19 protein-coding genes are annotated in these 23,111 nt (G+C 65.1%); 16 read left to right on the top strand and 3 right to left on the bottom strand.

The features are described from left to right. The first annotated feature begins 19 nt into the window (after positions 1–19). From HOP03_16850 to HOP03_16825, 6 genes are all read left to right on the top strand, one after another. Positions 20–1,351: a GMC family oxidoreductase gene (locus HOP03_16850; GenBank protein ID NOT89827.1), complete on the top strand. Its 1,332-nt coding sequence runs from the start codon at positions 20–22 to the stop codon at positions 1,349–1,351. Between the two features lie 117 nt (positions 1,352–1,468). Beyond that, entirely contained in the window at positions 1,469–2,230 is a 762-nt protein-coding gene (locus tag HOP03_16845) for a hypothetical protein (protein ID NOT89826.1), read from the top strand. A gap of 42 nt (positions 2,231–2,272) precedes the next feature. After that, positions 2,273–4,048, top strand: a complete 1,776-nt coding sequence (locus HOP03_16840) for an aminotransferase class III-fold pyridoxal phosphate-dependent enzyme (protein NOT89825.1) — start codon at positions 2,273–2,275, stop codon at positions 4,046–4,048. Between the two features lie 411 nt (positions 4,049–4,459). Next, on the top strand, positions 4,460–5,269 hold the full coding sequence (locus HOP03_16835) for a hypothetical protein (protein NOT89824.1): 810 nt from the start codon (positions 4,460–4,462) through the stop codon (positions 5,267–5,269). Further along, positions 5,266–5,694 (top strand): hypothetical protein, encoded by a 429-nt coding sequence (locus HOP03_16830; protein ID NOT89823.1) that lies wholly within the window; start codon positions 5,266–5,268, stop codon positions 5,692–5,694. The genes HOP03_16835 and HOP03_16830 overlap by 4 nt, the downstream gene beginning before the upstream one ends. A 3-nt stretch (positions 5,695–5,697) precedes the next feature. Beyond that, positions 5,698–6,627 (top strand): hypothetical protein, encoded by a 930-nt coding sequence (locus HOP03_16825; protein NOT89822.1) that lies wholly within the window; start codon positions 5,698–5,700, stop codon positions 6,625–6,627. 87 nt (positions 6,628–6,714) lie between these two features. On the opposite strand, the gene HOP03_16820 is transcribed toward HOP03_16825, so the two are convergent. Both HOP03_16820 and HOP03_16815 read right to left on the bottom strand, forming a co-directional pair. After that, positions 6,715–8,217, bottom strand: coding sequence for an aldehyde dehydrogenase (locus HOP03_16820; GenBank protein NOT89821.1), 1,503 nt, complete (start codon positions 8,215–8,217; stop codon positions 6,715–6,717). Between the two features lie 18 nt (positions 8,218–8,235). Beyond that, entirely contained in the window at positions 8,236–8,784 is a 549-nt protein-coding gene (locus tag HOP03_16815) for a cupin domain-containing protein (protein NOT89820.1), read from the bottom strand. A gap of 167 nt (positions 8,785–8,951) precedes the next feature. Between HOP03_16815 and HOP03_16810 the strand changes: the two genes are divergently transcribed. The 6 genes from HOP03_16810 to HOP03_16785 are packed head-to-tail and all read left to right on the top strand — an operon-like array spanning position 8,952 to position 15,104. Further along, positions 8,952–10,331: an aspartate aminotransferase family protein gene (locus HOP03_16810; GenBank protein ID NOT89819.1), complete on the top strand. Its 1,380-nt coding sequence runs from the start codon at positions 8,952–8,954 to the stop codon at positions 10,329–10,331. A 34-nt stretch (positions 10,332–10,365) separates the two neighbouring features. Continuing rightward, the gene (ald, locus tag HOP03_16805; GenBank protein NOT89818.1) at positions 10,366–11,481 is read left to right on the top strand and encodes an alanine dehydrogenase; all 1,116 of its coding nucleotides are present in this window, start codon (positions 10,366–10,368) and stop codon (positions 11,479–11,481) included. A gap of 39 nt (positions 11,482–11,520) precedes the next feature. Continuing rightward, a complete protein-coding gene (locus tag HOP03_16800) occupies positions 11,521–12,012 on the top strand; it encodes a YfbM family protein (GenBank protein NOT89817.1) in 492 nt (163 codons plus the stop codon). A 24-nt stretch (positions 12,013–12,036) separates the two neighbouring features. Beyond that, positions 12,037–13,551, top strand: a complete 1,515-nt coding sequence (locus HOP03_16795; protein ID NOT89816.1) for a CoA-acylating methylmalonate-semialdehyde dehydrogenase — start codon at positions 12,037–12,039, stop codon at positions 13,549–13,551. Beyond that, complete coding sequence (locus tag HOP03_16790; GenBank protein ID NOT89815.1) at positions 13,548–14,204, top strand: hypothetical protein; 657 nt, start codon at positions 13,548–13,550, stop codon at positions 14,202–14,204. The genes HOP03_16795 and HOP03_16790 overlap by 4 nt, the downstream gene beginning before the upstream one ends. Positions 14,205–14,213: 9 nt before the next feature. Next, on the top strand, positions 14,214–15,104 hold the full coding sequence (locus HOP03_16785; GenBank protein NOT89814.1) for a pseudouridine synthase: 891 nt from the start codon (positions 14,214–14,216) through the stop codon (positions 15,102–15,104). 33 nt (positions 15,105–15,137) lie between these two features. Here the strand turns inward: HOP03_16785 and HOP03_16780 are convergent, their stop codons facing one another. Continuing rightward, complete coding sequence (locus HOP03_16780) at positions 15,138–16,001, bottom strand: EcsC family protein (GenBank protein NOT89813.1); 864 nt, start codon at positions 15,999–16,001, stop codon at positions 15,138–15,140. Positions 16,002–16,179: 178 nt separating this feature from the next. Between HOP03_16780 and HOP03_16775 the strand changes: the two genes are divergently transcribed. Genes HOP03_16775 through HOP03_16760 form a run of 4 tightly spaced genes read left to right on the top strand, consistent with a single transcriptional unit; the run spans position 16,180 to position 22,943 of the window. Continuing rightward, a complete protein-coding gene (locus HOP03_16775) occupies positions 16,180–17,619 on the top strand; it encodes a hypothetical protein (GenBank protein NOT89812.1) in 1,440 nt (479 codons plus the stop codon). Further along, positions 17,616–18,320: a DUF4194 domain-containing protein gene (locus HOP03_16770; protein ID NOT89811.1), complete on the top strand. Its 705-nt coding sequence runs from the start codon at positions 17,616–17,618 to the stop codon at positions 18,318–18,320. Before HOP03_16775 ends, HOP03_16770 begins: the two co-directional genes overlap by 4 nt. Next, positions 18,307–21,750: an AAA family ATPase gene (locus HOP03_16765; GenBank protein ID NOT89810.1), complete on the top strand. Its 3,444-nt coding sequence runs from the start codon at positions 18,307–18,309 to the stop codon at positions 21,748–21,750. Before HOP03_16770 ends, HOP03_16765 begins: the two co-directional genes overlap by 14 nt. Further along, positions 21,747–22,943: a DUF2399 domain-containing protein gene (locus HOP03_16760; protein NOT89809.1), complete on the top strand. Its 1,197-nt coding sequence runs from the start codon at positions 21,747–21,749 to the stop codon at positions 22,941–22,943. The genes HOP03_16765 and HOP03_16760 overlap by 4 nt, the downstream gene beginning before the upstream one ends. The last annotated feature ends 168 nt before the right edge of the window (positions 22,944–23,111 follow it).

The raw sequence follows: 23,111 nt of genomic DNA, 5'->3' as shown, positions 1-23,111 counted from the left end.
AGCACTGGATCGCAATCCCATGAACCCGCCTGTCGACGGCAACGTCTACGACTGTCTCATCATCGGCACCGGCTCGGCCGGTGCGACGCTCGCTCGCGAACTGAGCGCCAAGGGCCAGCGCGTGCTCATGCTCGAGCGTGGCGAGCATCGCCCGCTCAAGGAGACGGTGTGGGGAATCGCCTCGATCCTCAATGAGGTGAAAGTCGCGCACAAGCTCAAGGATCCACGGGTGTTCGCCGCTGGCGGCTCCACTGCGATGTATCTGGCGGTGGCCGACGATCCGCCGCTGGAAACGTTCCGCGCGGCGGGCATCGACCTCGACGACGCTTATGTCGAGGCGCAGCGCGAGCTGCCGCTGGCGGAAACGCCGGACGAGATGCTGAGCCCGCAGACCTTGCGCCTGCGCGATGCCGCGCTCGCGGAGGGCCACGCGTGGACCAAGAACCGGATGCTGATCGACCACGGCAAGTCCGACGGCGCGTACGATTACGGCTCGAAATGGAAGGCCGTCGCTTTCGTTGAAGACGCGCTGCGCAACGGCGCCGAACTGCAGTGCGAGGCTGTCGTCGAGCGCATCCTGATCGAGAACGGGACCGCAGTGGGCGTCGAATGCAGGATCACGACCGCACCGTTCCGTTCGCGCATCGCGCGCTTCTTCGCGCACAAGATCATCGTGAGCGCCGGATCGCTCGCGACCCCGGTCATCCTGCGCAAGAGCGGCTTCGAGGAGGCGGTGTCCGGCGGCTATTTCATCGATCCCAGCCTCGCGGTGATCGGCAGCGTGCCCGGCCTGCGCGGCACGAACTGCTTCGCGGGCACGATGGGCGCAACGCTCGAGGACGGCACCCGCCTGCTCGACGCCAACGTGCACCGCTTCTACTTCAACATGGGCATGGTCCAGTCGTTCCGCCCCTGGCGCATGCGCGCCTACGGACAGCACGTCGCGATCATGGTCAAGGCGCACGACACCGTCGGCGGCGGACTGTCGGCGGAAGGCCGCTATTTCAAGGACATCGACGCGCACTCGCTCGAATGCCTGCAGAGCGGACTCGCGGCGGCCAAGGGCATCATGACCCGGGCCGGCGTGACGTCGATGTTCACCACCCCGATGATGACCGGCGGTGCGTTCGGCACGCTCAGCCTCACCCGGGACGTCGACGCCGGCCTGCAGACCCGGATCCGCAACCTGCACGTGTGCGACGGTTCGCTGATCCCGGCCGAATCGCGGGTCGCCCCGACGCTGACCCTGGTGTGCCTGGCGAAATACCTGGCGAAGCACCTGCTGCAGGCGTCCGCGACCACCGAAACGGTGCGCGCGCAATCCACCGAACCCGTCGCACTGGCCGGCTGACCGCGAGGCTCCGCACGGCCGCGCGGACGTGATTCCGCGCACGGCCGATGCGCGGCGCGACGGCAGCCACGGGCGACAGCAACACCCTTTGATCTTCACCTTTCAGGAGCGACACGCATGGCCACGAACGATTCGACCCCAACCGCAGCGGATGCCGTCACGGCGCAACCGGTCAAGCGCAGCCGCGGCATCTGGCGGAAACTGCGGACCGGGTTCGTCGTTTTCGTCGGCCTGTGCCTGATCGCGGACTGGACATGGAAGATGTCCGGCTCGAACCAGTGGGAACTGGTCAAGGAAGAAAATGGCGTGAAGTCCTATACCTTCAAGGCACCGGGCGATCGCACCATCAAGGTGAAGGCCGTGATGGTGGGAGACTACAAGCTGAGCCAACTGACGGCCATGCACATCGTCGACGACAACCTGCAGACCTGCAAGGACTGGTTCCCCGAATGCGTCGATTTCACGCGCCTGAAGGAGTTCGACCCGGTCAAGGGTTACGACCTGGACATGTGGCGCCTCGATTTCCCGTTTCCCTTCGACGACCGCGAGTTGCTGCTCACCACGGTCGTATCGCAGGATCCGGTGACGAAGACCGTGGTGCTCGACGTGCTCGCCGCGCCGGCGACCCTGCCCAACAACCCGGATGCGGTGCGGATCGAGCGCATGCACAACCGCTGGCAGTTCACGCCGCTGGCGAACGGAAAGGTTGAAGTCGAACTGATCCAGGACACCGAAATGGGCGGCATGTTTCCGTACTTCCTGCTCAACATGGTCTCCGTGGACGAGAACTACAAGTTCTTCAGCGGCGATCTGCGGAAGTTCCTGCTGAAGGACAAGTACGTCAACGCCAATCTGCCCTTCATCCAAGAAGTCCGCTGACCGATACGCGGCGTCCAGAAGAGAGACCGGAAGGAAAAAATCATGGAATCGACAGTGGAAAAAGTGATGCAGGACATCCTCGCCCGCAGGATCGGCAAGGAGGATGCGATGAAACTCTATGGCGGATTCTCGGACGAGGACCGGAACCGCCTGGTGCAAAGCCTGCGCTCGCTCACCGTGACCGATGGCGCCGCAACGCAGGGGCAGGGCGGCAGGAAGGGCGGGGCGGCGCCCCGGGCCCTGAAGCCGATCCATGAAGCCCATCTCGACGATGTGCAGAAGCGCTTCATCACCGAGCTGTCGGCGCGTTACGCGACGCGGACCCCGACATCCAAGCGCAACGCGCTGGAGCAACAGAAGCATTTCGTCGACCAGCGCAAGGTCGCCGGGTTGAAGCGCCCGCTGAAGTCCATGCAGTACCAGCTCACCTACGCTCGCGCCGAAGGTGCGTATCTGTTCGATGTCGACGGCAACCGCTACGTCGACATCACCGGCGATAACGGCGTCAATTTCTTCGGGCACCAGCCGGAGTTCATGAAGGACGCGCTGCGCAAGCGACTGGACCAGGGCTATCCGCTCGTCGCCTACAGCGAGGACCTGTTCGAGTCCGCAAGGCGGTTCTGCGAATTGACCGGGTACGAACGCATGGTCTACGCGCAGACGGGCACCGAAGCGGTCATGTGGGCCACGCGCATCGCGCGCGCGGCCACGGGCAAGAAAAAGATCGTCATCTTCGACGGCTCCTACCACGGCCTTTCCGACACCGTGTTCGCCATGCACGGTGGCGATCATCATGCGGTGTCGGCGGGTCCCGGGCTCCTCCAGGAGTACGCCGACCAGATCTACATGGTGGATTACGGCGCCGCCGACAGCCTTGCGTTCATCGAGGAGCATGCGAGCGAGATCGCATGCGTCCTGATCGAACCCATCCAGTCGAGATTCCCGGAACGGCGTCCCGTCGAGTTCGTGCGCGAACTGCGCAGGATCACGCTGGAACGGAACATCGTGTTCATCTTCGACGAAATGGTGACCGGCTTCCGCGCCAACCGTCGCGGCGCGCAGTCCTTCTACAAGGTCGTGCCCGACATGAGCACCTACGGCAAGGTACCGGGCGGCGGCATGCCCACGGGCATCATCGCCGGCCAGGCGAAGTACCTGGATTATGTCGATGGCGGCGTCTATGGTTTCGACGACAATTCGATGCCGAGCCTCAAGCGCGCGGTGATGGCGGGAACGCATACCCAGAACTCGCTCAAAGTGTCTGCGGCAGTGGCCGTCTGCAAGGAAATGGAGAAGATCTGCCCGCCGACGAAGGCATGCGATTACGACACCTGCGATTGCGAGATCGGGGTGCTCAACCGCAGGACGAAAGACCTGTGCGACGAGCTCAACGCCTACTTCCTGGCGCGCAACCTGCCGCTTTCCCTCGAGACGTTCAGCTCGTGGTTCCGGATCGCCTTCCATGAGGATCCCTACGGCATCGTCCGCGAGTTGCTGATCCTGCTGCTCCGCGACAACGGCGTCGAGACCTCGACCTCCGGCAACAATTTCCTCAATCTCTCGCATGTCGACAGCGATTATCGAGCCGTCGTCGATGCGTTCAAGCGCTCGCTCGAAGCACTGGTGGACAACGGTTTCTTCGTCGAAAAGATCGAAGAAGAGGCCGATGGCGGGGACGTCCACGTCGCCGCGCCGCTTGCGCCGATTCCAGGCGCGGCGCCGAAGGCGAAAGCACCGGAGCAAGCGCAGCCCACATCCGCCGAACTACGCGATCTGGTGATCGCCGAACTGCGCGCAGTCGCGGCCAAGAGCGGTTGATGCGGACGCGGTGAGCGGAGGTGAACCAGGTGGGCGCTGGACTGGACTTCATCGACGCCCCCGTCGATCTCGGAGTTGAATGACCGGCATCAGGTCGGCGGTTGCTGTCATCGCGTACAAACATCGATGGCCGGTTGTATCCAGCGCGGGCAAGCGCCGGGTTCAACCGGCCATCTGCGTTTCCGGTGCCGTAGGGGCAAGCTGAGCACGACGTTGCCGCGGGCCTGTCACCAGCGGGAGCGATCCTTATTATTTCGCATAATGCATATTATGTAAAAGACGCATACCCCTCAGTGTCCTGGCAACGTCCTCCGTGTGCGCCCCCGTGTCCGCTTGGTCGAACAACGAGCGTTGGAATCATCAGAAACGTGAAAACGATCACGTTTCAAGCCTACGACTCAGGAGAATGCCATGTCGGAGCGCAATTTGGCGGCTGCAGCCACTGTCGGCCGAAACGACAACACGTGCGAATGGCGGCCGAAGCCGAAACGCCCGCACTGCAAATGCATCAGCACCGATCAGCCGCCGAAACGGCCGGACCCGGCGATCTACAGCCAGCGCCAACGGCTCTCCCAGGGGTTGAGCACCAGTTGGGAAAGTCCGGACATCCAGACCAACTGGTGGGACGACTGGCGGTTCATGGACAGCATCGTGGTCCGGGTGCACAACGAATCCAATGAAGCCAGCGCGGTCAACACCCTGGTCCAGGTGCGCTGGGCGCAATATGGAATCGGCACGGCCTACAGCTCATTGGGCGACCAGTTGATCAGCCTCGGCTATGCACCCGATGCAAAGGATCTGGCCTTCCCGATCAACGACGCGGTGCGGGCGCTGGGCAACGATGTCTCGATCGAGGTCCGGATCAGCCATCCGCACGACAAGGTCGCCGACAACAATCTGGGCTATCAGGCCATCCACGGCGTGCGTACGTCGCAGGTCGGCAAGACGCCCAGCAAGCAATTCGCGGTCGTCAACGCGTCGGCTTCCACGGAAACGATCACGTTGGTGGTGTTGGGCAACGATATCGGCGGCGCGGTCACGCCGACCAGCCGCGTGTTCGCGCCGGGCGAACAGATCACCGCCACGCTGACCACCCACGTGCCCGCCTCGATCGTGCCGCCGGCCGGCGATTTCATCCTCAAGGAAGCCACCGTGGTCGGTTACGACAGCGGCGGCAGGCTCCTGGGTGGCGTCACGTTCCTGGTGAGGGTCGACTCATGAACGCACTCATCCGCGGCATGATCGCCATCACGCGCCCCTTCTCGCAGCGTCTCGGTCCATGCGAACTCAACGGCATGCTGATCGGCGCTTTGACGGGTTTCATGTTCTGCGTCGTCTGGTTGATGGGCAAAGCGTTCACTCCGGTCGCTTACCCCTTGTGGCTGTACATCGCGCTGGTGCTGGCGCTGTTCTGCTGGGGCGCGCTGTTCGCCCTGCTCTGCGGGCCGTTGCGCTATGCGGCGTCGACGGTCGCGGGTCCGCTGCTGATCAATGCGCTGTTGACCAGCACGCTCACTGTCTATCTGTGCAACCTGAGTGGGCAACCGCTGTTGTTCTTCCTGATCGGCATGCTGGTGGGCCTGCTCGTCGGCCGACTGCTCTGCCGCTACTGCCGCAAACCCACGCAACGCACGAAGGAGGGCTGAGCCATGGCCAATACAAAACCAGCCTGCGGCGTTGGCAGTGCTTCGACCGCAACCACCTTTTCGGACCTCTGGGGCCTGATCCTGCTCTTGATCTCGCTGGGTTCGGGCGTCGTCACGGTCATCACCAAATTCGCCGAAACGATCGCGTTTCTCACCCAGAGTTTCAGTCTGATCGGGATCACCGCACCGGTTGCGGTATGGCTCGGCGCGGTGGCCGCCTATGTCACCGTGATGATCGTCATCATCGTGTTCTTCTACAAGAACTGCGTCGAAGCGCCCAGGGGGCTGGATACGTGTTCGGCCGGCGTGATCGAAGACGTATTTCCATCGTTCGACGACTGGAGCGAATGGGTGTTTCCGTTCGCGGCCAGTCATCCGCGTATCGATGTGGTCGTCAAATGCGATTACTGGGATCTCGCCGCCAACGGCGGGGCGACCGTGGTGTGCAACGACGACACCGAGCGATCCCCGATCATCAGCGCGATCTTCCACAGCTCCGAAGTCTGCGCCGCAGGCGGCGGCGCGATCGCAGGGGCCGCCATCGCCGGGATCGGCGGCATCATCGCTGCGGTGGCGATCGGCGCGGCGATCGGCTGCTCGGCATCCGGGCCGTTCTATCTGCTGTGCTTGCTGGTCGTGCTGATCATCGCCGCCGTGGTGGTGGCCGTGGCCGCGCTGATCGGTGCGCTGATCGGCGGCATGATCGGCAAGGCGGCTGCGGGCAGCGACGATCCGATCACCGATGGCGCCGGTTTGACCATCGGCGATTACGTCACCACGCCGGGCAATCTGATCATCATGGGCAATCTGGACAACGCCCGCGCGTACTGGTTCGTGACCGAAGGCGGGCACACCGTGCACGGCCGTTCCACCGGATCGGCGCCTTTCAGCCATCTCGATCCGGATACGAATCTGACCGTGGATGCCTGCTGAGCCGTACATCCAAATCGAGCGTGCAAGCCGGGCATGGATGCTCGACCAGCAGGGCGCTTCGGGTCATACCGGAGCGCCCTGCTCCCTTCAAGTCGCCAGATTGATCCAAGTGGCTTTGACTTCGGTGTATTTCTCGAAGGCGTGCAGGGACTTGTCGCGTCCGTTGCCTGACTGCTTGTAGCCGCCGAACGGCGCGGTCATGTCGCCGCCGTCCCAGTAATTGACCCAGACGCTGCCCGCGCGCAGTTTGCGGGCGACACGGTGGGCGCGGCCGATGTCGCGGGTCCAGACCCCGGCGGCCAGACCGTACTCGCTGTCGTTGGCCATCCGCAGTGCGTGGGCCTCGTCGTCGAAGGCGATCACCGACAGCACCGGGCCGAAGATCTCCTCGCGGGCGATGGTGTGATCGTGTTCGACGGCGTCGAAGACCGTCGGCTCGATGTAGCAACCGCCAGCGACCACGTCGGCGCGCTTGCCGCCCAGCAGCAGCCGGCCACCATCGGCCTGGCCTTTCGCGATGTAATCCAGCACGCGCGCGGTCTGGCCTTCGTCGACCATCGCGCCCATCGGTGCGCCCGGCTCCAGCGGATGCCGCGGGTGCATGGCTTTGCCGGCCTCGACCACGGCAGCGACGAAGTCGTCCTTGATCGAGCGCTCGACCAGCAGGCGCGACGCGGCGGTGCAGACCTCGCCCTGGTTGTAGAAGATGGCGCTGGCGGCGGCCTTGGCAGCCTGTGCCAGGTCCAGGGCGTCGGCAAAGACGATGTTCGGACTCTTGCCGCCGCATTCCATGTACGCGCGTTTCATGTTGGAGCGTCCGGCGCACTGCAGCAGGTGCTTGCCCACCGCCGTCGATCCGGTGAACACCAGCCCATCGACATCCATATGCAGGGCCAGCGGTTCGCCCGCGCCCTTGCCGTATCCCGGCACCACGTTCAGTACGCCGGCCGGGATACCCGCCTCCATCGCGATCTCCGCCAACCGGATCGCGGTCAACGGCGACTTCTCCGACGGCTTCAACACCACCGAGTTGCCCATCGCCAGCGCGGGCGCGATCTTCCAGATCGCCATCAGCATCGGGAAATTCCACGGCACGATCGCACCGACCACACCCAGCGGTTCGCGGGTGATCAGGCCCAGTTCGTCCTCGCCGGTCGAAGCGACCTCGCCGTAGACCTTGTCCAGCGCCTCGCCGGTCCAGGCCATGCAGCGGATGGTCGCCGCCACGTCGACGGCGCGGGCGTCGGTTACCGGCTTGCCCATGTCCAGCGCTTCCAGCAAGGCGAGTTCATCGCCATATTGTTCAATGAGTTGCGCGAACTTGATGAGAATCTTCTTTCGATACGTGGGCCGGGCATTCGCCCAGAGGCCGGCCTCGAAACTGCGCCGGGCGGCAGCGACCGCGCGTTCGATATCCTCGCCCTCGCCTTCCGCGACCTTGCCCAGCACGCGACCGTCGATCGGACTGAGGCAGTCGAAGGTCTTGCCGCTGGCGGCGTCCACGTAGCGGCCGTCGATGAAGGCCTGGGTCCGGATCCGGAGGCTGTCGGCGAGGGTCTGCCAGCTGTCTCGGGTATGGGGAGCGGTCATGGGGAAGACTCCTGAAGTTCAGAACGTGGCCGGCGTATTGGCGCTGACGAGGATCGCGTCCCCGTCGCCGATGTTGCGGAAGCGGTGCGGAATACGGCTCTCGAAGTAATAGGCCTCGCCCGGGCCCAGGACCCGGACCCGGTCGCCCACCGTCACTTCGACCTGGCCCTGGACGATCACACCGCCCTCCTCGCCTTCGTGCGCCAGCATGCTCTCGCCGGTGTCGGTGCCCGGTGGCATGATTTCGCGGAGGATGCACATCTGCCGCTGCGGCCGACGCTGGCCGATCAGGTAGTAGTGGATATCGTTGTTGCCGACATCGGGCTGTTCGCCGCATTCGTAGAATGGGCTGTCGACCGGGCCGGCATCGAGATCCATGGTGAAGAAATCGGCCAGCGAGATCGGAATGCCGTCCAGCACCTTCTTCAACGAGCTGACCGAGGGGCTGACCTTGTTCTGTTCGATCAGGGAAATGGTGCTGTTGGTGACCCCGACCCGCTTGGCCAGCTCGCGCTGACTCAGGCCTTTGGTCTTGCGAATGAGTTGCAGGCGCGCGCCGATATCCATTCAAAATCCGTCGACTTTATTGATGCGGGATACTTTACACGCTTGCGGCCTTGCAGCATTTTTTGTCGATTTCAGCATCGGTTGTAAAGTTTTTTCAACGCGCTAAGCTTCCCATCATGATCTTGCCGGTGTCCTGCCGGCCGAACCACCAGCATTGGAATCCCTTCATGCGCGACGACACCCGCCCTGTACCCGCCACCGGCTTCGGCGATCATTACACCCGCCAGGCCACCCGGCAGCCGGACGCCATGGACGCATTCTGGATGCCGTTTTCGGCCAATCGCCAGTTCAAGGCCCATCCGCGCCTGATGGCCAGCGCGTCGGGCATGTTCTACCGGTCCGTGGACGGCCGCGAGATCCTCGACGGTACCGGTGGGCTGTGGTGCTGCAATGCCGGGCACGCCCGCCCGCGCATCGTCGAAGCCGTGCAGCAGCAGATCGCCACGCTCGATTTCGCGCCGACGTTCCAGATGGCGCATCCGCTGCCGTTCATGCTCGCCGAGCGTCTGGTGGAAATCGCACCGGATCGCCTCAACCACGTGTTCTTCACCAACTCCGGTTCGGAGTCGGTCGATACCGCGCTGAAAATCGCCCTCGCCTATCACCGCGCCCGTGGCGAAGGCCAGCGGACGCGCCTGATCGGTCGCGAAAAGGGCTATCACGGCGTCGGCTTCGGCGGCATTTCGGTCGGCGGCCTGCCCAACAACCGCAAGTTCTTCGGCAGCCTGCTGCCCGGCGTGGACCACCTGCGCCATACCCTCGATATCGAACGCAACGCCTTCAGCCGGGGGGTGCCCGAGCACGGCCTCGAGTTGGCGGAAGACCTGGAACGGCTGGTCGCCCTGCACGACGCCAGCACCATCGCGGCGGTCATCATCGAACCGGTCGCCGGTTCGGCCGGCGTGGTGCTGCCGCCGAAGGGTTACCTGAAACGCATCCGCGAGATCTGCGACAAGCACGGGATCCTGTTGATCTTCGACGAAGTCATCACCGGTTTCGGCCGCGTCGGCAAAGCCTTCGCCGCGCAGCGCTTCGATGTGCAGCCCGACATGATCACCACCGCCAAGGGCCTGACCAACGGCTGCGTGCCGATGGGCGCGGTGCTGATCGCCGACAGGATCCACGAGGCCTTCATGCACGGCCCGGAGAACATGATCGAGCTGTTCCACGGCTACACCTATTCCGGCCATCCGCTGGCCTGCGCCGCCGCGCTGGCGACCCTGGACACCTACGCCGAAGAAAACCTGTTCGAGAAGGCGATCGAGCTGGAAACCTGTTGGGCGGATGCCATCCACGCGCTGCGCAGCCAGCCGAACGTGGTCGATATCCGCAATATCGGCCTGATCGGCGCGATCGAACTCGCCCCCCGCCCGGGTGCGCCGGGAGCCCGCGCCTACGACGTCTTCACCCGGTGTTTCCACGAGGAAAACCTGCTGATCCGCGTGACCGGCGACGTGATCGCCCTGTCGCCGCCGCTGATCCTCGAACGCGCCCACATCGACCGCATCTTCCAGACCCTTGCGCATGTGATCGGCCAGACGGCCTAATGCGCGCCAACCACTCTATCGACGGAATCGAGCCATGCTGATCGGCGTCCCCAAGGAAATCAAAAACCACGAGTACAGGATCGGTCTGACCCCGGCCGGCGCGCGCGAGCTCGTCGTGCATGGCCACAAGGTCATGATCCAGCGGGACGGCGGCAAATCCATCGGCCTGACCAACGAGATGTACCAGAAGGCCGGTGCGGAAATCGTCGATACCGCGGAAGAAATCTTCCGCCGCGCCGAAATGATCATCAAGGTGAAGGAGCCGCAGCCGGTCGAAGTGGCGATGCTGCGCGAAGGCCAGTTGCTGTACACCTATCTGCATCTCGCGCCCGACCCCGACCAGACCGCCGGGCTGGTCAAATCGGGCTGCACCGCGATCGCCTACGAAACCGTGACCGATCGCAAGGGCGGCCTGCCGCTGCTGGCGCCGATGAGCGAAGTGGCCGGGCGCATGTCGATCCAGGCCGGTGCGCATGCGCTGGAAAAAGCCCAGGGCGGCTCGGGCGTGCTGCTCGGCGGCGTGCCGGGCGTGAAACCGGCGGAAGTGCTGGTGATCGGCGGCGGCGTGGTCGGCATCAATGCCGCGCGCATGGCGATGGGCCTGAATGCGCACGTCACCATCCTCGACCGTTCGCTGGACCGCCTGAAATATCTCGATGAGCTCTACGGTCATCAGATGACCACCATCTACTCCACGCACGACGCCATCGAAGAGCGCCTGCCCGACACCGATCTGGTGATCGGTGCGGTGCTGATTCCCGGCGCAGCGGCGCCGAAGCTGGTCTCGCGCGATCAGCTGAAACTGATGCGTCCCGGCTCGGTGCTCGTGGACGTGGCGATCGACCAGGGCGGCTGCTTCGAAACCTCGAAGGCCACGACCCACCAGAACCCGACCTACGAAGTGGACGACATCATCCATTACTGCGTCGCGAACATGCCCGGCGGCGTCGCCCGCACCTCCACGTTCGCGCTCACCAACGCCACCCTGCCCTTCGCGGTGCAACTGGCGAACAAGGGCGCGAAGAAGGCGCTGCTGGACGACGAGCACCTGCTGAACGGCCTCAACGTCCATGCCGGCAAGATCACCTACAAGGCGGTCGCCGACGATCTGGGCTACGAATACGTGCCGGCGGCGAAAGCGCTGGCGTAACCGGTCCAACGCAACGGATTCCACCCGCAGGAGAGCGCCATGGGCATGGTCGGATGTTTCGCAGCCGTCGATCGCGTGACGCTGTCCAAGCTGAAAAGCGATCCGTACCTGATCGAGGGCTATCTGCATCCGGACGATGGCGACAGCGATCCACCGAACTACGTCGATGTCGACAAGGCCTGGCACGGCATCCACTACCTGCTCACCGGCAAGATCGACGAAGGCGCGGAACCGTTGAGTTGGGCGGTGCTGGGCGGTGAGGAGATCGGCGAGGAAATCGGCTACGGTCCGGCGCGTTTCCTCGAACCGGAACAGGTGCACAGCATCGCTGCCTGGCTGCCCGACGACATCGTCTTCAAGTCGCGCTTCGATCCCCAGGCGATGGAGAAGGCGAAGATCTACCCGGAGATGATCTGGGTGCGGGACGGCGACGATGCGCTCGACTATCTGGTCGAGAACTATCGCGAGCTGGTCGCGTTCTACAAGAGCGCGGCCGAACGCGGCGACGGCGCGATCCTCTGGCTTTCCTGACATCGCAACCGGTCATCCCGCCTCATGATCCGCATTCCCCACTTCATCGCCGGTCGGAAGATCGACCCCGGCGTCGTTGTCGCGCAGCGTTTCGCCGACGTGTTCGATCCCGCGACCGGCGCAGTGACCAAGCGCGTGCCGCTGGCGTCCGTCGACGACGTGCGCACTGCGGTCGACGCCGCTGCTGCCGCCTTTCCCGACTGGGCGGCGACCACGCCGCTCAATCGCGCGCGGGTGATGTTCAAGTTCAAGGCGTTGCTGGAGCGCCACGCGGGCGATCTGGCCGCGATCATCACTTCCGAACACGGCAAGGTGCTGTCCGATGCCAAAGGCGAAGTGACCCGCGGCCTCGAAGTGGTCGAATTCGCCTGCGGTATTCCGCATCTGCTCAAGGGCGAGCATTCGATGAATGTCGGCCGCGACGTGGATTCGTGGAGCGAATACGCGCCGCTGGGCGTGGTCGCCGGCATCACCCCGTTCAATTTTCCGGCGATGGTGCCGCTGTGGATGTTCCCGGTCGCCATCGCCTGCGGCAATACCTTCGTGTTGAAGCCGTCGGAGCGCGATCCGTCGGCCTCGCTGTACATGGCCGATCTGCTGAAACAGGCAGGACTGCCCGATGGCGTGTTCAACGTCGTCCACGGCGACAAGGTCGCAGTGGATGCGCTGCTGGACGAACCGCGCGTGCAGGCGATCAGCTTCGTCGGTTCCACGCCCATCGCCGAGTACATCTACGCGCGCGGCAGCGCCAACGGCAAACGCGTGCAGGCGCTGGGCGGCGCCAAGAATCATATGGTCGTGCTGCCCGATGCGGATCTCGATGGCGCAGTCTCGGCGTTGCTCGGTGCCGGCTACGGTTCGGCCGGCGAGCGCTGCATGGCGATCTCGGTCGCGGTCTGCGTGGGCGACGCCACCGCCGATGCGCTGGTCGAAGCACTCGCGCCGAAAGTGGCGGCGTTGAAGATCGGCCCCGGCTGTCTCGATCCCGAAATGGGTCCGCTGGTGACCGGCGCGCATCGCGACAAGGTCGTGCGCCATGTCGATGCGGGCGTCGCCGAGGGCGCGTCGCTGGTCGTCGATGGTCGCGGCCATTCTGTCGATGGACACAGCGACGGATTCTTCCTCGGTGGCTGCCTGTTCGATCGCGTCACCGCCGACATGCGCATCTACCGGGAGGAAATCTTCGGGCCGGTGCTGTGCGTGATGCGCGTGCCCGACTTCGATACCGCCCTCGCGCTGGTCAACGCGCACGAATACGGCAACGGCACCGCGATCTTCACCCGCGACGGCGGCGCCGCGCGCGACTTCGCGCATCGCGTGCAGGCCGGGATGGTCGGCGTGAACGTGCCGATCCCGGTGCCGATGGCCTTCCACAGCTTCGGCGGCTGGAAGCGCTCGATCTTCGGACCTCTCCACGTGCACGGCCCCGACGGCGTGCGTTTCTACACCCGGTTGAAGACGATCACCGCGCGCTGGCCGGACAGCGCCCTGCACGCGGAATCGAAGCCGGCCGAATTCATCATGCCGACAATGAAATGACCATGCGCACTCTGCTTGCCATCCTCCTGCTTCTCGCGGCGATTCCACTGGCTCATGCCGGCGGAAAAAAACTGCAGCAAACACCAGGTACCCTGACCCGCACATTCCTCGATGATTACGGCCATGACGTCGCACTGATGGAGGTCAAGCGGATCGACAAGATGCGCGCCGTCTTCAGCAAGGGACTCGGCGCTACGTTGCGTGCCGCGCGCATCGAACAGGACGCGCTGGCTGCGGGACAGCCGGACGAGAAGCCCGGCGCCGCCGGAAGCGGTGTCGCAGCCGGCGTCGTCGGGACACGTACCGTCGGAGCAGGTGCCGCAGCCGGTATCGCCGAGCTCGGTTTCAATTCCGGCGAGGGCCACGCATTCGACAGTTACGATATCCGGCTCACCAACATGCTGGGCAAGAACCGCGCTGCCGTCGATGTCGAATTCGTCGCGAACATACAGGGAAACCCTGTCCGCTGGCGGGATCGCTACGAGTGGGTGCTCGAAGGCAGCACCTGGAAGTTGGACGACATCGTCTTCCGGAGCACCGGCCGCCCGAATCCGCGCGAGCGCCGTTTGACGAAGCTGTTGCGTCCCTCCCCCGCGCCTGTAAACCGGCTGTTTCCGGAGCGGCCCCCGGTGAAGGCCGGTCAGTCCCGATAAGACCGGCAGATGCCTGCTCCACAGCCTGTCGCGTCATCAGCGGCCGGTACGCCGAGCCGCCTGCAGCTGCCGCCAGGCCCGTGGGCGACCGTACTCGACGCGCTTTGCGCGCGCTTTCCGGCGATCGATCGCGACACCTGGCGCTCGCGTTTCGCGCGCGGTCGCGTACTCGATGCCGACAGCGCGCCGCTGACCGGATCCAGCCCATTCCGCGTCGGCGCGGAAATCCGCTATTTCCGCGAAGTCGAGGTCGAGCCGCACCTGGCGGTGCGGGAAACCATTCTTCATGTCGACAACCATCTGATCGTCGTCGACAAGCCGCATTTCCTGCCGGTGACGCCCGGTGGAATCTACGTGAACGAAACGCTGTTGGCGCGTCTGCTGAAACGCTTCGGCGACAACGACATCGTCCCCTTGCATCGGCTCGACCGGCTGACTGCGGGCGTGGTGATGTTCTCCAACAACCCGGCGACGCGCTCGCGCTACCAGTCGCTGTTCCGCGAGCGTGCGATCCACAAGCGCTACGAGGCGCTCGCCCCGCCGCTGCCGATGGCGACATGGCCGCTCGAACGCCGCAGCCGGCTGGTGCGTGGCGAGCCCTTCTTCCGCACGCAGGAAATCGATGGCGAGCCGAACGCCTTCACCCGGATCGATGTGCTCGAACGCGGGCTCGAGACATGGCGCTACGCGTTGGAACCGGTCACCGGAAGAAAGCACCAGCTCCGCGTGCATATGGCCGCACTCGGTGCGCCGATCCGGAACGATCCGCTGTATCCGCAGCTGGCGGATCAGATGCCGGACGATCCGGAGTGCCCGCTCAAGCTGCTGGCGCGCTCGTTGGCGTTCACCGATCCGCTGGATGGATCGGCCCGATGTTTCGAAAGCCGGCTGCAGTTGTAGCGCGGCGGTTGTGTCCCCATCGCCCGGCGCGAATCACGCCGGCGCTTGCAAGCGATGCTTCAACCCGATGTACGCGTCGCGCACCGCTTCGGGGCCATAGGCATCTTCGAGCCGTCGGATGATGAAATGCCCGCGCGCCATGTCCTGGTAGTGCTGGATGAAAAGCGTGTTCACCGCCGCGCCGCCGGCCGCACCGATCACCGGCATCAACTGCACCGCGAGCTTGTGGGTGATCACCACACCGAAGCGCGCCGCCACCGCTTCGATGAACTTGGCCAGCCACGCGCCCGCTCTGCCTGCCGCCGCACTCGACGCGCCGTGCTGGCCTGCACGTACTACGGCATCCTTCGTCAGATGTGCAGCCGTCTGCTTCAACACTTCCTGCAGCATCGTGCGCGCGGCGTAGTAACCGGTTTCCGATGCGTCGTCGTCGCGGCGCGGCCCGCCCAGCGCGAACACCGCCAGGCAATCCTCGGCGACCGTCGGGTCCTGCGGCGAAAACCCCTCGCTGCGGGCGATGTCGGCGATAGAACGCATCATGATGGTGGTGGTCACCGGCAGTTCGACCATCAGGCCTGCGAACCCGAAGAAACCGCCCGCCGCGCCGCTGGCCGCCGACATCAGCGTATGCGTGCGCGTCGATGCCGAAGCGCTGGGAGCGTCGCGCAGAGAGCCCAACGCCACGCGCACCGACCGGGTCAGCGCCGCCCGCACCGCCGAATGGACGCGCCTGCTCGCCCCCTGGGGCAGCTTGTCGAGCGCCGACTCCAGCGGCTTGCCGACGATATGCGTCAATTTCGCGACCACGGACGGGGATTCGAGCAGCGCGAATGCGCGATCGAGGGCTTCCCGGTCGTGGGCTTCCATGTCGCGTGGGCGGTGTTCGATGAGGTCCATGGCCCGCATGCTACCCCGGCGATCCGGATTTCCGTTCGATGCGCGGGTTCGGCCCGTGTTTTTGGGATAATGCGACGCCTGCCGAAGCTTCGGCCCACTTTCCGGGAGTATTGCGATCTTGAGTGGCCACCCGAGCGGCAATCCAGGCGCATCGACCGCGGGAACCGCATTGTTCTCGATGCTGCCGCAGGGACTGTTCGGCCCATTGGCCTCGCCCAACCGGATGCACTACTGGCGGCTGCTCTGTCGTCTGTTCGACGAATGTTTCGGCCCGGATGCGCCGATGCCGCCCAGCATCGGTTTCCAGCGCCGCGAGATCACTGCGGCCTTCGAGCGCTATCTGCTCACCGACGACCCCTGGGACGAAGACGGCGAAGCGCCGGACACGCCGCTGGCGATCCGCGCCCATCTGGTCTACGAACGTTTCCGCCAGGCCGGCTGGCTGCGTCAGGAGCGCATCGGCGCGCGCGAGATGGTGTCGATGACCCACACCGTCTCGCGACTGCTGACCCTGCTGATCGAATTCGCCGAACGCGGCCCGACCTTCCTCGGCGCCAAGGTCCGGGCGATCGAGCTGCAGTTGAACCAGGTGATCGCCGGCAAGGCGATGGGCGACACGCTGGACGAGGCGGCCGACCAGTCGCGTCAGCTGCTCTCGCACGTCGCGGCGATCAGCGTGCAGGTCCGCGACCTGATGCCCGAGCTCAGCAAGGCCGAAAGCACCGCGCAGTTCGCGCGGCGATTGTTCGAGCGCTACGTCGGTGAACTGTTCGTCGGCGATTACGCCGAACTGCACAACGCCGACCATCCGCTGGCGCGGCGCACCTCGATCCTGACGATGGTGCGCGAGATCGAATACGGCCCGCTGCGCGCGCAGTTGCTGACGTGGTACGCCGCGCGCGCGCCGGGCGGCGACTCCGCGCTGGCCGAACATCGCTTGAACCGCAGCCTGCGCAGGCTGTACGAAATCGACCGGATCGACGAATACCTCGGCCGACTGGACGACGACATCCGCCAAGCGAACCGTCGTGCCCTCGCCTTTCTCGATTACCGCCTGCGCGCGCCGGACCAGCTCGACACCCTGCTGCGCCGGGCCTGTCGCGGTGTGCTGAGCGCACCGGAAGACGCGCTGCGGTTGCCGGTGGCACCGGGCGGGCTGATGGACGAACAGCGCCTGCGTCCGCCGAAACAGCGCCCTCGCCCGATCCCGCGCACCGCCAACGCGCAGGCCGAACCCACGCCGGAACAACTGGCGCGATTGAATCTGCTGCGGCGGATGAAGCGGGTGCGGCTGGTGCTGCCGGAAGATCTGGCGCGCTATCTCGACCGGCATTGGGATGCCGTCGGCGCGACGCTCGATTCGGACGCGCTGCGGATTTCGACGATCGAGGATTTCCGCGCGTATCAGACCCTGCTCACCCTCGCCCTGCGCAGCCGCCGCAAGGGCGGGCTGCACCGCGACGATCCGCTGCACCGCCTGTTGCGCGGCTTCCGGGTCGAACTCGTGGACGAAGTCGCTGCGGTTGCGCCCGACAGCGACAACCCCTATCTGCACGCGCCGCATTTCGTCCTGCGCCGCGGCGGCGATCGCAAGAACAAGGAAAATACAGCGGCATGAAACGTTCCTGGGCACACTTGAGCCAGCTTTCCGGCGACCTTTACATCCCGCAGGATTTCGAGCGGGCCGCGTACCGGTTGGTTACCGAGCAAGTGCTGTACAGCAGCGACCGCATGTCGAGGAACCATTACCACCTGGTGGAAACCTACTTCAACGACTTCGCCGCCGCGCTGGAACCGTTGGGCATCCGCCTCGAACGCAATGCGCACTACCGCTATGTGGTCGCGCTGCCGACGCACGGCGAAGGCACGGCGGTGTCGCTGGAGCAGACCCTGCTGATCCTGGTGCTGCGCCATCGCTACGACGCTGCCATGCGCCAGGGCCAGATCGAGGATCAGGGCGAAGTGATCGTGGAACTGCCCGAACTGCAGGAGGCCTATCAGGCGATGACCGGCCGGCCGATGCCCGAGCTGGGTCCGCTGCGCGAAACGCTGCGGATGCTGCGGCGCTGGTCGGTGTGCAGGACCATCGACTGCGAACCCGACGACCCGCAGCCGTTCCGGATCGTGGTGCGGCCCGCCATCGTCGAGATCGTCGGCGCACAGTGGCTGCAGCGGCTCGATCAGCACAACCGCGACGATGGCGATGACGACAGCCGTACTGATGACGGCGGCAATGAAGAAAGAAGTGGCGTCATGAACAACGCCGCGACCGACACCGACACCGACAGGGACAGGGACAGCGACGATGTATCAGCTTAAGCGCGCCCATCTGGTCCAGTTCTTCCTGTTCCAGGCCGAAACGCTGGAACTGGACGCCACCACCGCGATCATCGCTCCCAACGGCGCCGGCAAGAGCGCCCTGCTCGATGCGCTGCAGATCGTGATGCTGGGGGCGGACCGCAACCAGATCCGCTTCAACGCCCAGGCCGGCGGCAGTCATCGCGCCCGCAGCATCCGCGACTATTGCCTCGGCGTGTACCGCGCCGGCGATGACGGCCGCGTGCGCGAGACCGCGACGACCTATATCAGTCTGGTGTTCGAGGATACGGCCAGCGGCGAAATCCTGAGCGCTGGCGTCGCGCTCGGCGCATCGGCCGACGAACCCGATCATCGCGTGCACGGCATGTATCTGCTGCCGCGCGTCGCGCTGACCCTCGACGACCATCTGGAAACGGTCAAAGACCAGCAGCTGCCGCTGACCTGGACCCAGTTCCGCACCGCGATCGCTGCGCGCTGCAAATCGGCCGGCACCAAGGTCGAACTGCATGCCACCAGCGACCGTTTCCTGCGCGACCTGCTGCTGCAGTTGCGTCCGGCGAGCAATGTGCATATCGACCCGGCCGCGTATCGCAAGGCGTTCCAGAACGCGCTGAATCTGCAGCGCGTGAACGATGTCGACCTGTTCGTGCGCACACTGGTCGCCGAAGAACGCCCGACCGACATCGGCAAATTCCGCGCGCTGCTCGAAGGTTTCCGGCTGATCAAGGAAAAAATCGAACAGGTCGCGCGTCGCATCGATGCCGCGGAGATCGTCGAAGCGCTGTATCGCAAAGTCGCCGCTCAGGCGACGCGCTCGGCTTCGTACCGCACGCTCGGCGCCGAATACCGCCGCGACGCACACAGCGAACAGGTCGATGCTGCAGAAGACGCGCTGGCGCAGGTCCGCGATGCGCATCAGCGCACCGCGCGCGCGCTGGAGCAGGCACGCAGCGACCGCGCCACCGCACGACAGCAGGCGGAAGATGCACAGAGACGATTGCAAGGCACGCGCGGCTACAGCGAACAGGCGTCATTCGATCAGATCGCCGGCCGCGACCGCGACGAACTGACCCTGCTCAAGCGCGAACTGATGCGCAGTACCGGCTTCGTCCGCGACCAGCTGGCGGTGGTGTCGAAGTTGGAACTCCCGGGCTTGGACGTCGCCACGCTGGCAAGGGCGGCAGCGCCTTGGGGCGTGCTGTTCCGACAGATCTCGGAACTGCCGGCCGACGCCGACATCGATCTGCCGCCGGATGCGCTGCATGCGGAACTGCTGTCCGCGATGACGCTGGCGGCACCGACCATGGCGATGGTCGCCACCCGCGCGCACGAACTGCGCAGCGAACTCGATGCCGCGCGCCGACGCGCGGACAACGCCCGGCAGAACCAGAAGCGACTCAATGCCGGCAAGGCCGAGCTGCGTCCGGACGTGATCCGGCTGATGAGCTATTTCGAAGAGGAAGGCATTCCCTGCCGTCCGGTCTGCGATCTCGTGCAAGTGAGAGATCCAGCCTGGCAGGGCGCGATCGAAGCCTATCTGCGCAGCCATGTCGAAGCGCTGCTGATACCTGCCGAACACGAAGAGCGCGCGGTGAGACTGTATCGCGCACTGCATGGCGGACGCGCCGTGTACGGGGTGAAGATCGCGCTGACCAGTCAGGCGCGTCAATCGCGCGCCGATATGCGCATCGGCGACGGACACGTCTCCGCATTGCTGCGCGGCGACGACGACGCCCTCGCCTATCTGCGCCGCCAGCTCGGCGAACTTCGCTGCATCGAAACCGAGGCCGAAGTCGTCCGCGCGAAACAGGGCATGAGCCGCGACGGTCTGGTGGTGAAAGGCGGCGGAGTCGAGCGGCTGCGCCTGCCCGCCGCCAGCGAGTTGAAGATCGGCGCCTCCGACAACCGCGAACGACTCAAGCTGCTGCGCGACGAGATCGAGCGCGCCGATCAGGACATCCGCCGGCTCGAAGCGGCATGGCAGACGCTGGATGCGCGTGTCGCCGAATGGACGCGCATCGGCAGCCCGGAGCATGCGGCGAATGCGATCCACGCCCTGCTGCTGAAACACCGCGAAGCCGCCGCACGCTACCGCGCGCTGTGCGACAGCCGCGCCGCGCAAACCGATCCGGATCTGATCCAGCTGAGCGAACACGCGCAAGCCTGCATGCAGCGCCGCGATGCGCTGGAAGCGCTGGTCGAAAAGCTCGTCGGCGAAGAAGCCGTCATCCGGGGCAAGGCGACCGCAGCGCAGGTCCTGCTGGATCAGCTCAATGCCGAGAGCGAACGCATCGCGCGCGCGGCGGTGGATGCGTTCCGGCATCCCGATGTCGATCCGAATCTGGTCGAGCAGCATCGCGACGAACTCGATGCGAAGTATCCCGAGCTGGGCGATCGCATCGCCCGTTGCCTGCACCGCGCCGATGATGCCGAAAAGGCCCTCAACGCCGTACTGCCCGAAGCCTGGTCCGGCCTGGCCCAGTACGCCAAGGACCACGGCATCGCGCTGGATGTCGAACCGCAGGACTGGCGCAAGGCCGATGCGCTGCTGCGCGGCGAGATCGCCTACCTCAAGGGCACCGAACTGGTCCAGCATCAGGCCATGGCCGACGAGGCCTACGCCACGGCGGTCGAAACCTTCCGCTCGAACGTGGCGTCGGCGCTGTACGACAACTTCACCCGCCTGAAGCATCAGATCCAGATCCTCAACCGGACGCTGATGAGCAGTCCGGCTTTCTCGAACAACGAGCGCTACAGGTTCCACTACGAGATCGCGCCCGAGTTCAAGGACCTGTACCGCTTCATCGAACGAGTGTCGGATGTCGGCGAGACCGACACGCTGTTCGGCAGCGCTGGCGAAGTGCCGGAGGCGTTCCGCGACATCATCGAGGAAAAGATCGGCGGTCGCGGCAATGCGCCCTCGCCGCTCGACGATTACCGCCGGTTCTTCGCGTTCGAGGTCAATATCCAGCAGGACGGACGCGTCATCGGCACGCTGAGCGAGCGCATGCGGTCGGGGTCCGGCGGCGAACACCGCGCGCCGATGTACGTGATCGCAGGCGCAGCGCTCGCGGCGGCCTACGGCAAGCGCGACGGCCAGCAGGGCGGGCTCGGCCTGATCATGCTCGACGAATTCGGCGACAAGATCGACGCCCAGAACGCGCGCGCCACCACGCAATACCTGCGCTCGCTCGGCCTGCAGCTGATCCTGGCCGCGCCCGACACCGCACAGGGCACGCTCACCGGCGTGCTCGACAGCTATATCGAACTGTTCCGCGATGGCCCGCTGCTGCAGGTGGAACGCATCCGCGTGACCGACGCAGGCCGCGCGCTGCTGCACAGCGACCAGTTCGCGCTGCATCCGGAATTGCTTGAAGCGGAGATCGCGCGTATCGAGAATGCTCGGATCGAAGCGGAGCGCACCGCGTGAGTCCCGCGCAGCAGGCGTTGATGCGCTTGCTGCGCAGCGGCGAACGGGCGCGATCGCAGGGAAAGTCCGAAGCGGTGTCGCTGCCGATGACATCGGCCAAATGTCCCGAATACACCGGACTGCGGACCTTGGGCGAGATCGAAACCTTCGACGCGGAGATCGGGCTTGCGGTACGCGCCGGTGCGATCGCCGCCGATCGCGAGCGCTTCGGCGAACATCCGCGCCTGCTGCGACTGCAGCTTGCCAGTCTCGAATCTCTCGGTGCGCATCTGGGTATCGGTCTGCTCAGTGCACAGGTGGCGGAAGCCACCGTGCAGCTTGCCGACTGCGCCACGGCATTTCCGATCATGCATGAGGTGTTGGATGCCTGGACACGCGGCCGTCAGGTCCGTGGTCATGGTCCCGAAGCTGCTCGCGACATCGCCGATGCCGCGAAGGCGGTGTTGGCCTGTCGCGGCGACGACACCGAGGAGCGTCTGCTCCGGCGCGAGAGCGTCCGCATCTTCCGCGACAGCAAGCGTCTGGAAGCGCTGTCGCCGTGGCTCGACCTGCTGCTGACCGGCGAATTGACCGCATCAGGCCTGGAGAACACGCAGATATGGTCGGCGCTCGGCCTGCGTCGCGAACCGCAGCCGGTGCTGGTCGCAGGACAGGGATTGGCGATCCTGCCGCAAGCGACCATCGCGCTGTGCCGCCCATATCTCGGCCTGCCGGTCGATGCCGTGCGCACCATCGAAACACAGGCGCGCTACGTGTTGACCATCGAGAATCTCACCAGCTTCCACGACGCCGCGCGCGCACTGCCCGATGCCGCATTACCCGTTGGCGATGCCCTGCTGATCTACACCGGCGGCATGCCCTCGCCGGCGTGGCGGGCATTCTTCGCGCGCCTGCTCGGATCCTTGCCTGCGGAATGCAGGCTCTACCACTGGGGCGATATCGACGAAGGCGGTTTCAGGATCGCCGCGCAGCTTGCGATGGTCGCGAACGCCGAAGGCAGAAGCCTGTCGCCCTGGCTGATGTCGCCGCTGGACTTCGACATCGATGCGCTGGATGCGGAAACGCCATCGGCCGCGTGCCTGAAGAAAATGGCCTACTGGGCCGACAAGGCGGGATGGCCGCAGATCGCGTCCACACTGCAGCAGATACCGATCCGGATCGAACAGGAAGCGATCGACCCAAGGTTTCCGTGATGTTTGCTGCGCGTGATGCTCACAGCCCGCGATGCTCACAGCGATAGAACATCAGGAGCAACGCCCGCAGTTTTCCTTCTCCCCGCATCGCGGGGAGAAGGTGGCGCGAAGCGCCGGATGAGGGGCGAAGCGCGACCCAACCATTCGTCCACGCGATGCGCCACTGCA

The organism is Lysobacter sp. (genome assembly GCA_013141175.1).
GTDB lineage: Bacteria > Pseudomonadota > Gammaproteobacteria > Xanthomonadales > Xanthomonadaceae > Lysobacter_I.
Note: the sequence above shows the minus strand (reverse complement) of the source record. Positions and strands in the feature narration are given on the sequence as shown.